This window comes from Streptomyces sp. DI166 (assembly GCF_900091315.1).
Lineage (GTDB): Bacteria > Actinomycetota > Actinomycetes > Streptomycetales > Streptomycetaceae > Streptomyces > Streptomyces fuscus.
Window position 1 is genome coordinate 159798 of the sequence record NZ_FLSP01000004.1, and the last position, 9603, is coordinate 169400.

The following is a 9603-nucleotide window of genomic DNA, read 5'->3' on the forward strand; positions in this document are numbered from 1 at the left end:
CCCCCATCGCCCCCGCTCGGCTCAGTCACGACGGACCGTCGATCAGAGCCAGGCTGATCCAAACGAAAGGCCCTAGCAGGCCTCCCGCCACACCCCCAGCTCGTACTTCTTCAGCAGCGAGCTGAGGCCAAGCCGACGGGACTGCGGGCAGAAGCGGCTGGTCGGGAGTTCGTACTCGACGTGGAACACCGCCTTGTCCGCCTCGATGAACGGCGTCAGCGTCTCGCACTCGTCGTACTGCGCGCACTGCTCGTTGACCGCGAAGTCGAAGTCCTCCACCAGCTCCGGGATCTGGTCGAGGTCGTTCTTCAGGCCGACGGCCATGCCGCGGTCGTGGACCAGTCTCGCGATCAGGCGGTTGTAGCGGAGCTGGTCCTTCGCGGTGAGCGGGAAGCCGGTGCGGTTGAGGTAGCCGTCCATGTTGTCCGGCTCGACCGCGTCGAAGCCCTTGTCCCGGCACATGTCGATGCGCTCGGCCATCAACGGTTCCAGGACGTCGACGCGGCGGATGTCCAGCCAGCGCTCGCCCTTCCAGCCGTTGCCGCGGCCGAGCAGCGACTCGGGGAATTCGTCGGCATCCGGGCGGAACTCCTCCCAGGCGCCGGTGGAGAGGTAGCAGATCACCTTGCGGCCGTCCTTGTGCAGGTCGGCGACCGTCTGCGCGGAGTGGTCGAAGCCGTCGATGTCGTACACGGGTACGTCCACGGACGGGTCGAGGCGGCCGCTGAGCTGCCACTGCCAGTCCGTGCCTGGGCGGGGCTGCCAGCGTGGACCGGTGGGGCGCTTGTCGTCCGACGACGAGGTGCAGGCGGCGGTGAGCAGCAGGGCGAGCAGGACGGCCAGGGTGGGGATGCGTCTCACCCGGTGATGATCTCTCATCGGTGCGCGGTGGCCCTTCCGAGGTGGATGCGGACGAGGGTCAATTGGGCGATCGCGGCCAGGACATGGACCGTCGCGGTGTCGGCGAAGGGCTGGGCGAGGGCGGCTGCGGTGCAGACGAGGGCGGGGCCGGTGACCGCGCCGAAGGACTGGAGGAGGAGGCCCGTCCAGATGACCGTGCCGAGGATGAGCAGGGTGGGGTCCGGGGTGGCGAGGGTGAGGGTGGAGGTGAGGGCGAGGAGGGTGGCCAGGTAGGTGGTGAGGGTGAGGGCTATGTGGTGGGTGGTTCTGCGGCGGAAGGCGCGGGGGGTGGTCGCGGAGCGGAGGGTGGTGCGGGTGGCGCTGCGGAAGCGGTACAGGAGGTATTCGGCGGGGCCCATGCTGAGGGTGAGGGCGGCGGCGGTGCGTACGTCGTCGAGGGCCGTGTGGACGACCAGCGCGCCGCTCGCCAGGGCGAACAGGGCGTACGGGAGCGAGCCGGCCAGCGGGGGTGCCGTGGGGGTGGGTCTCGCTTGCCCGCGCTCGCGGGGTGCCGCTGCGCCCACCCGTGCCGCCCTGCGGCACGCCTGCCCGCGGCTGAGGACGTCCAGCAGGGCCAGGGTTACGACCGACGTCAGCGACAAAGTCAGCACTCCCACCCTCGCCGCGACCGGGATCGGGTGCACCAGTGTCACCGTCGCCCCCGCTGTCAGCGGCAGCAATGCCGTCAGCAACGCCCTTTCGCGGCCCAGTACCAGGAGTGCCGTTGCCGCGGCCAAGTAGCAGGACTGGGCCGCCGCCGCGAACAGGAGGGGCGTGGATGCGAAGGGTGCCGCCGTCACAGTGCCCAGTACCGCGCCCGTCGCCCCGCCCCGTAGCAGCGTGTCGCGTGCCGCCCGTTTGTCGCCCAGTCCCAGCCATGTGTACGCCCGGTGCGACACCCCCTGGTTCCATGCCCAGCCGAAGAGGGCGGCCGTCAGGAGAGGGAGTGTGGCCGACGGGCCCAGCAAGGGAGCCGCCAGGACGTACCCGAAGCCCGGCAGGGCGAAGACGATGCCGCGCAGCAGGCAGGGGAGCAGGCCCACCCGCCAGGGATCCGCGGCGGGCCGGGGCTCGGGGTGGCGGCGGGGGACGCGGGTGTACAGATGCTCCGCCAGGGCGAAGGAGCTGTCCGCGCCGTAGCGTTCGCGGATCAGGTCGTCGGTGAGGCCGTCGGACTCCAGCAGCGCGGCGATCTCGTCGGGGTGGACCGCGGCGGCCACGAAGTCGTCGAGGCGGTCGGCGAGTTCGGTGACCGGGTCGGGGCGGGTCACCAGTCCGTCCCCACGGTCGCGAGCTTCTCGTACCAGGGGTCGCGCAGTTCGAGGGTCCAGTCGGCGACGGTCTCCACGGACGGCTCGTACCGCTCGGGCAGGCCCGCGAGTTCCCGGTAGATCGTGCGGAAGGCGTCCACCGAGCGGCGCAGGGTGAAGCGGTCGATGACCCGTTGGCGGGAGAGCGCGCCCAGGCGCAGGCGGCGTTCGTCGTCCTTCAGCAGGGTCAGCGCGGCGGCGGCCATGTGCTCCGGTTCACGGGGCGGGACCACCAGCCCCGTGTCGCCGACCGCCTCGCGTACTCCCCCGACGTCCGTGGAGACCGTCGTACGGCCGCAGGACATCGCCTCGATGAGGGAGAACGGGAAGCCCTCCGAGATGGAGGAGAGCATGACCACGTGCCCGGCCGCGTACGCCCGCCAGACCTCGCTGACCCGGCCCTCGAAGGTGAGGCCGTCGGCCACGCCGAGTTCGGCGGCGAGTTTCTCCAGCCGGGTGCGGTAGGCCTCGCCGCCGGGCGGGACGGGGCCGAACAGCCGCAGCCGGGTCTCGGGGAGTTCGGCGCGGACCAGGGCGTAGGCCCGCAGCAGGGTCTCCAGGTCCTTGATGGGGTCGACGCGGCCGCACCAGGTGAGGGTGGGGACGTCGGGTTCGGGTCCGGCGTGCGGGAAGGCGTGCGGGTCGACGCCGTTGTAGACGGTGCGGATGCGGTCGGCGTCGGCGCCGCCGCGCTCCTCCCAGCGCCGGTTGTACTGGTTGCACGGTGTGATCAGGTCCGCCGCCCGATATCCGTGTGAATTCAGTTCACGGTAGAAGCCGAGCATGAACGCCTTCACGGGCCAGCTCTGTTCGGCGTCCCGGTAGCCGAGGTAGCGCTCCCGCAGATAGATGCCGTGCTCGGTGAGGAGGAACGGTACGCCGTCCAACTCCCGTGCGGCGAGCGCGGGCAGCGTGGCGAGGCCGCTGCTCACCGCGTGCGCCACGGAGTCCTCCGGGAGCCGCACCGCCAGCGGGCGCAGGGCGTGTTCCAGCAGGTCGAGCGCGGTGAGCGCGTCCTGGACGGTCGGGTCGGCGGTGGCTGTCGGCAGATGCGGCATCGTCCAGATCCACATCAGCGACCGCAGCGCGGCCTCGCCGCGCAGTGCCGCCGACAGGCGTCCCGCCCGCGCCAGTTCGGCCAGCTCGTACAGGGCCTCCCCGAAGTCGGCGCGGGAGTCGGGTTCGAGGAAGGAGAGCAGGAACCGTTCGTAGGAGTCGAGGAACCTGCGGCGGGTACGGCCGAGCAGCGGGCGTCCGCTACCGGGCGGTGTCGGCCCCCACAGCGGGACCGGCACATGGCGGCGGACGTTCGGCGGCAGTTCCCAGGTGACGGGCTCCCGGCCGGTGCCGGTGAGCGAGACGACGTGGAAGTCGACCTCCGGCATGCCGCGGACGAGCTGGTCGCACCAGGTGCTGACGCCGCCGTGAACATGCGGGTAGGTGCCTTCGGTGAGCATGGTGACAGGACGGCGCATCGCTGCGCGGCTTCCCCCCTGTGATGCGGACGAGAGGCGGGGCCGCGGAGCCGCGAACGGTCACGGCCCCGCGCCCTCGCGGTGGCGTGGCAGCCCTACGGCAGGTTCAGCGTGAGCGCCGACTGGAGCAGGCCGGGCGCCGCCCAGGCCGAGCGCTTGCCCGCGTACGAGGTGCCGAAGGAGGTCGTGCCCAGGAGCTGCTGCTGCCTGGTGCCCTCCGGCGCGGTCACCGGGATCTGGGTGCCGGACGGCGCGCTGACGGTGACGGTCCGTCCGATGCGGTACGCGGTGACCTTGTTGTTCGCCACCGCCTTGCGCCATGCCTCGCGGCGCTGGAGCTCGGTGCCGATGGCCTTCTGGGAGAGGTTCTGCACCGGGGTGTTGTCGGCGAACAGGCCCCGGTAGTCGCCGAGGATCCGGTTGAGCACCGGGTAGAGGATGCGTTCCTCGGCGAGGTTGGACTGGTGGACGTAGTGCGGGCGCGGGTCGTTGCTGATGACGTGCCCGAGGGCGATACGGGCCTCCTGCGGGACGATGTACTCGGCGTAGCCGGTGGCCACGTCGAGCGGTTCGTCGAGGCAGGTGGAGGCGGGGTTGGCGGAGCAGATGCCGCTGCCGCCGTCCTCGGCGGAGGTGTAGATCCAGTTGTACTCGTCGGCCATCTCGGCGGCGGTGCCGGTGTTGTAGTACACGTTCATGGGGTGCCGCGGCACGGTCAGGGCGTTGCCGACCGCGCGCTGCTCGGGCTCGCGGGAGTTGTCCGAGGCGGTCCACTTGACGCCGTTGTCGGCGAGGGCGCCGGCCAGGTTCGGGTTGTCGGCGGGCTGCTGGGGCAGGGTCTTCAGGCCCGAGTGCTCGCCGGTGACGAGTTCGGTGCGGTCGACCTGGATGCCCTTGCCCACGGCCCAGTTGTGGTTGTCGCGGATCTGCTGGGAGATCTCGGAGCGGCTCATGTACTTGACGGAGCCGTCGGCGTTCTTCGCGCAGGTCCACGGCACGGTGGAGGTGTCCTGGACGCAGCCGAGGAAGGGGTGGGTCCAGGTGTGGTTGATCCAGCGGTACTGCGCGCGGTCGGCGACCAGGCGGGTGGCGAGCGGGTCGGTGCCGCCGTGCTCGCTCTTCCACTCCTCGCCGGACCCGGCGTTGTAGACCATGTCGAGGGTGAAGCCCTGCCCGCGCTGCCACTGGGCGGCGTAGGCGGCGTCCTCGGCGGTCATGCGGATCGGGTCGGTCTCCTCGCCGCCGCCGACGCAGTCGATGTCGCCGGGGGTGCAGTTGCGCTCGGTGTCCCAGCGGGCGTCGGGCGCGAGGACGTCGTCGACGTGGACGGCGAGGTAGTTGCGGTCCTGGCCGAGGTGGACGCCCTGGGTCAGCCACTCCACGATGCCGCGGGCGAGCAGCCGGAACTGCCGCTGGTGCTGGTTGTAGGCGAAGGTGACGACCAGTTCGCGGCGGCCGTCGTGGGCGTACTCGCCGACCAGGCTGCCGCGTCCGCTGCCCTCGGGGACGGGCAGGTCGACATAGCTGGTGAAGCCGGTGCGGGGCCGGGCGACGTAGCCGTAGCTCTCCTGGACGGCGGGCGAGTTGTCCTCGAAGGCGAAGGCCCCGTCGAGGTAGCCGAACGCGGACGACTTCCCGGCGGCGGTGACGGCGGCCTCCCGGCCGTCGAGGCTGCCCGCCCAGCCGCCCTCGCTGGTGTAGTCGAGGCCGACGCCGGGGTGGGCCCAGGTGTAGGCGTCGACCTGTGGGACGCCGAAGGTCCGCTCGAAGGTCTCCAGCGCGGTCTGCTCTGCGGACCCGGCGCCGAACGGGGCCTCGTTGGGCAGCACCACGCCCTGGAACTTCGCCCGCGGCCGTCCGCCCACCGTGTCGCTGAGGAAGCCGGCGGTCAGGGCCGGACGGGCAGAATCGTTCAGGTCGACGGTGATGTACGGAATGCCCGTGCTCCGCAGCTGGGCCACGATGGCGCCGACCGCGCTGCCGCCGTCGTCCACCACCAGGACCCGCAGGTCGACGCGCGGCTCCACCGCGGCCGCCGCGCCGGGCGCCCCCGGGCCCAGCGTCATCGCGCCCACGGCCGTCAGTACGGCGGCGGCGCATCTCCATCGGTACGCGCGGTGCGTCATATGGTGTCTCCCCCCACAAGATCCCCCGTTACCTATGGACGGGGATCCTCGGAAATCATGCGAAGCGGTCAGCCGTCGCCTCACCGGAACGCGTTGAGTGTGTCTCAGGTCACCGGGAGTGAGAGCGGTGAAGCCGCCACGACGCCACTGACAGGTGAACGCCCGCAGGAATGAGCGAACGGGACACACGCGCGTAGGCTCAAGCCCGAGTGTCAGCACCGGGGAAGGCCCCGCTGAGCCGCACCTGTGATGTCGGAATTAGGGTCGGCCGTCGGGCCCGGTCGACCCACCATCTTTCGGCCACTGCAACTTCACATCGGAAGCGAGAACTCACCACCGTGACTGCTCTGACTCTCAGCACCGCCGCGGCGGCCGGCCTTAGGGCCGACGCGATCGTGATCGGTGTCGCCAAGGGCGCCAAGGGCCCCGTGGTCGCCCCTGGTGCCGAAGCCCTGGACAAGGCATACGACGGCCGCCTGGCCGGCGTCCTGGAGACCCTCGGTGCCTCCGGCGGCGAGGGCGAGGTGACCAAGCTCCCGGCCCCGGCCGGATTCAAGGCGCCCCTCGTGGTCGCCGTCGGCCTGGGCGCGGAGCCCGAGAAGGACGCCGAGTACGACGCGGAGGCGCTGCGCAAGGCCGCCGGTGTCGCGGCGCGCACCCTCGCCGGCTCCAAGAAGGCCGCCTTCGCCCTCCCCCTCACCGACGCCGCCGACGCCGGGGCCGTCGCGGAGGGCGCGCTGCTCGGCGCGTACTCCTTCGACGCCTACAAGGACAGCGGCAAGGACGGCCGGGCCAAGGGCAACGGCAAGGCGCCGCTCGCCGAGATCGCGCTGCTCGGCGGCAAGCCCCGGGACAAGGCGTACCGGGCCGCGATCGAGCGGGCCACCGCCGTCACCGAGGAGCTCAACCGCGCCCGCGACCTGATCAACACCCCGCCGAACGACCTCTACCCCGAGGCGTTCGCGGCCGTCGCGCAGGCGGCGGGCAAGGAGCACGGCATCAAGGTGCAGGTGCTCGACGAGAAGGCGCTGACCAAGGGCGGCTACGGCGGCATCCTCGGCGTCGGCTCCGGCTCCGCGGCCGGTCCGCGGCTGGTGAAGCTGTCGTACACGCACTCCAAGGCCAAGAAGCACCTCGCGTTCGTCGGCAAGGGCATCACCTACGACTCGGGCGGCATCTCGCTGAAGCCGGCCGGTCACAACGAGACGATGAAGTGCGACATGAGCGGCGCCGCCGCGGTGTTCGCGGCCGTCGTCGCGGCGGCCCGGCTGGGCCTGGAGGTCAATGTCACCGGCTGGCTGGCGCTGGCCGAGAACATGCCGTCCGGTTCCGCCACTCGCCCGGGTGACGTGCTGCGCATGTACAGCGGCAAGACCGTCGAGGTGCTGAACACCGACGCCGAGGGCCGTCTGGTGCTGGCCGACGCGCTGTGGGCGGCCTCGGAGGAGAAGCCGGACGCCATCGTGGACGTGGCGACGCTGACCGGTGCCATGGTGCTGGCGCTGGGCAACCGCACCTTCGGTGTGATGGCCAACGACGACGCGTTCCGCACGGCGATCGTGGAGGCCGCCGAGGAGGTCGGCGAGCCGTCCTGGCCGATGCCGCTGCCGGACCACCTGCGCAAGGGCATGGACTCCCCCACCGCCGACATCGCCAACATGGGCGAGCGGATGGGCGGCGGCCTGGTCGCGGGCCTGTTCCTGCGCGAGTTCGTGGGCGAGGGCATCACCTGGGCGCACCTGGACATCGCGGGCCCGGCCTTCAACGAGTCCGGTCCGTTCGGTTACACCCCCAAGGGCGGTACGGGGTCGGCGGTGCGCACGCTGGTCCGGCTCGCCGAGCTGACGGCCGAGGGCGACCTGGGCTGATCCACTCGACGGGGCCTCGCGTGCGGGTAGTGCGAGGCCCCGTCGCCTTGTGTTTCCCGTGTTCGCTTATGAGCGTGTGGTGTCTCACACGTCGGCCCCGCGTCTCGTTCCCCTCCGACAAGTGCGAAGATGGGCGTCGGCAGGACAGGGCCCCACCAAGGGCCGAAAGAACGAGCGGCCGGACACCAGCCGCCGACCGGTCACTGGAGACCGGCGTGGCGCACATGCATGGAGGACGTGACGTGGCGAACGACGCCAGCACCGTTTTCGACCTAGTGATCCTCGGCGGTGGTAGTGGCGGTTATGCCGCGGCCCTGCGCGGGGCTCAGCTGGGCCTGGACGTCGCCCTGATCGAGAAGGACAAGGTCGGCGGTACCTGCCTGCACCGGGGTTGCATTCCCACCAAGGCTCTGCTGCACGCCGGTGAGATCGCCGACCAGGCCCGCGAGAGCGAGCAGTTCGGTGTGAAGGCCACCTTCGAGGGCATCGACATCGCGGGGGTCCACAAGTACAAGGACGGCGTGATCTCCGGCCTGTACAAGGGCCTGCAGGGTCTGGTCGCCTCCCGCAAGGTGACGTACATCGAGGGCGAGGGCCGGCTGTCCTCCCCCACCTCCGTCGACGTCAACGGCCAGCGCGTGCAGGGCCGTCACGTCCTGCTGGCGACCGGCTCCGTGCCGAAGTCGCTGCCGGGCCTGGAGATCGACGGCAACCGCATCATCTCCTCCGACCACGCCCTCGTCCTGGACCGCGTGCCGAAGTCCGCGATCATCCTGGGCGGCGGTGTCATCGGCGTCGAGTTCGCCTCGGCGTGGAAGTCCTTCGGCGCGGACGTCACCGTCATCGAGGGTCTGAAGCACCTCGTCCCGGTCGAGGACGAGAACTCCTCCAAGCTTCTTGAGCGCGCGTTCCGCAAGCGCGGCATCAAGTTCAACCTGGGCACCTTCTTCCAGAAGGCCGAGTACACCCAGGACGGCGTCAAGGTCACCCTCGCCGACGGCAAGGAGTTCGAGGCCGAGGTGCTGCTGGTGGCCGTCGGCCGCGGCCCGGTCTCGCAGGGCCTGGGCTACGAGGAGCAGGGCGTCGCGATGGACCGCGGCTACGTCCTGGTCGACGAGTACATGCGCACCAACGTTCCCACCATCTCCGCCGTCGGCGACCTGGTCCCCACCCTCCAGCTCGCGCACGTCGGCTTCGCCGAGGGCATCCTGGTGGCGGAGCGTCTGGCCGGTCTGAAGACCGTCCCGATCGACTACGACGGTGTCCCCCGCGTGACCTACTGCCACCCGGAGGTCGCCTCCGTCGGCATCACCGAGGCCAAGGCCAAGGAGATCTACGGTGCGGACAAGGTCGTCGCTCTGAAGTACAACCTGGCGGGCAACGGCAAGAGCAAGATCCTGCAGACCGCGGGCGAGATCAAGCTCGTCCAGGTCAAGGACGGCGCGGTGGTCGGCGTCCACATGGTCGGCGACCGCATGGGCGAGCAGGTCGGCGAGGCCCAGCTGATCTACAACTGGGAGGCCCTGCCGGCCGAGGTCGCGCAGCTCATCCACGCCCACCCGACGCAGAACGAGGCGCTCGGCGAGGCCCACCTGGCCCTGGCCGGCAAGCCGCTGCACGCGCACGACTGACCCCTCGGTCGACAACGCGACGACACAGACTTCCGCAATCCGTTAGGAGCAACCGAAACCATGGCGGTTTCCGTAACCCTTCCGGCGCTCGGCGAGAGCGTCACCGAGGGCACTGTCACCCGCTGGCTGAAGGCCGAGGGCGAGCGCGTCGAGGCCGACGAGCCGCTGCTGGAGGTGTCGACCGACAAGGTCGACACCGAGATCCCCTCCCCTGCCGCCGGTGTCCTGGCCTCCATCAAGGTCGCCGAGGACGAGACCGTTGAGGTCGGCGCCGAGCTGGCCGTCATCGACGA

General features: G+C 70.9%; 7 protein-coding genes. 3 read left to right on the forward strand and 4 right to left on the reverse strand.

The annotated features are described in order from the left end of the window. Window positions 1-72: 72 nt before the first annotated feature. The 4 genes from GA0115233_RS03785 to GA0115233_RS03800 form a co-directional block, all read right to left on the reverse strand. On the reverse strand, window positions 73-879 hold the full coding sequence (locus tag GA0115233_RS03785) for an endo alpha-1,4 polygalactosaminidase (protein WP_093718611.1): 807 nt from the start codon (window positions 877-879) through the stop codon (window positions 73-75). Beyond that, on the reverse strand, window positions 876-2171 hold the full coding sequence (locus GA0115233_RS03790) for a hypothetical protein (RefSeq protein ID WP_093718612.1): 1296 nt from the start codon (window positions 2169-2171) through the stop codon (window positions 876-878). The genes GA0115233_RS03785 and GA0115233_RS03790 overlap by 4 nt, the downstream gene beginning before the upstream one ends. Next, window positions 2168-3685, reverse strand: a complete 1518-nt coding sequence (gene pelF, locus GA0115233_RS03795; RefSeq protein WP_093718613.1) for a GT4 family glycosyltransferase PelF — start codon at window positions 3683-3685, stop codon at window positions 2168-2170. Before pelF ends, GA0115233_RS03790 begins: the two co-directional genes overlap by 4 nt. Window positions 3686-3780: 95 nt before the next feature. Beyond that, window positions 3781-5811 (reverse strand): hypothetical protein, encoded by a 2031-nt coding sequence (locus GA0115233_RS03800; protein WP_093718614.1) that lies wholly within the window; start codon window positions 5809-5811, stop codon window positions 3781-3783. A gap of 338 nt (window positions 5812-6149) precedes the next feature. Between GA0115233_RS03800 and GA0115233_RS03805 the strand changes: the two genes are divergently transcribed. From GA0115233_RS03805 to GA0115233_RS03815, 3 genes are all read left to right on the forward strand, one after another. Beyond that, on the forward strand, window positions 6150-7679 hold the full coding sequence (locus GA0115233_RS03805) for a leucyl aminopeptidase (RefSeq protein ID WP_093718615.1): 1530 nt from the start codon (window positions 6150-6152) through the stop codon (window positions 7677-7679). A gap of 242 nt (window positions 7680-7921) precedes the next feature. Further along, entirely contained in the window at window positions 7922-9310 is a 1389-nt protein-coding gene (gene lpdA, locus GA0115233_RS03810; protein WP_176711634.1) for a dihydrolipoyl dehydrogenase, read from the forward strand. Between the two features lie 60 nt (window positions 9311-9370). Beyond that, on the forward strand, window positions 9371-9603 hold a 233-nt coding region (locus GA0115233_RS03815; protein ID WP_023551330.1), incomplete at its 3' end, for a biotin/lipoyl-containing protein.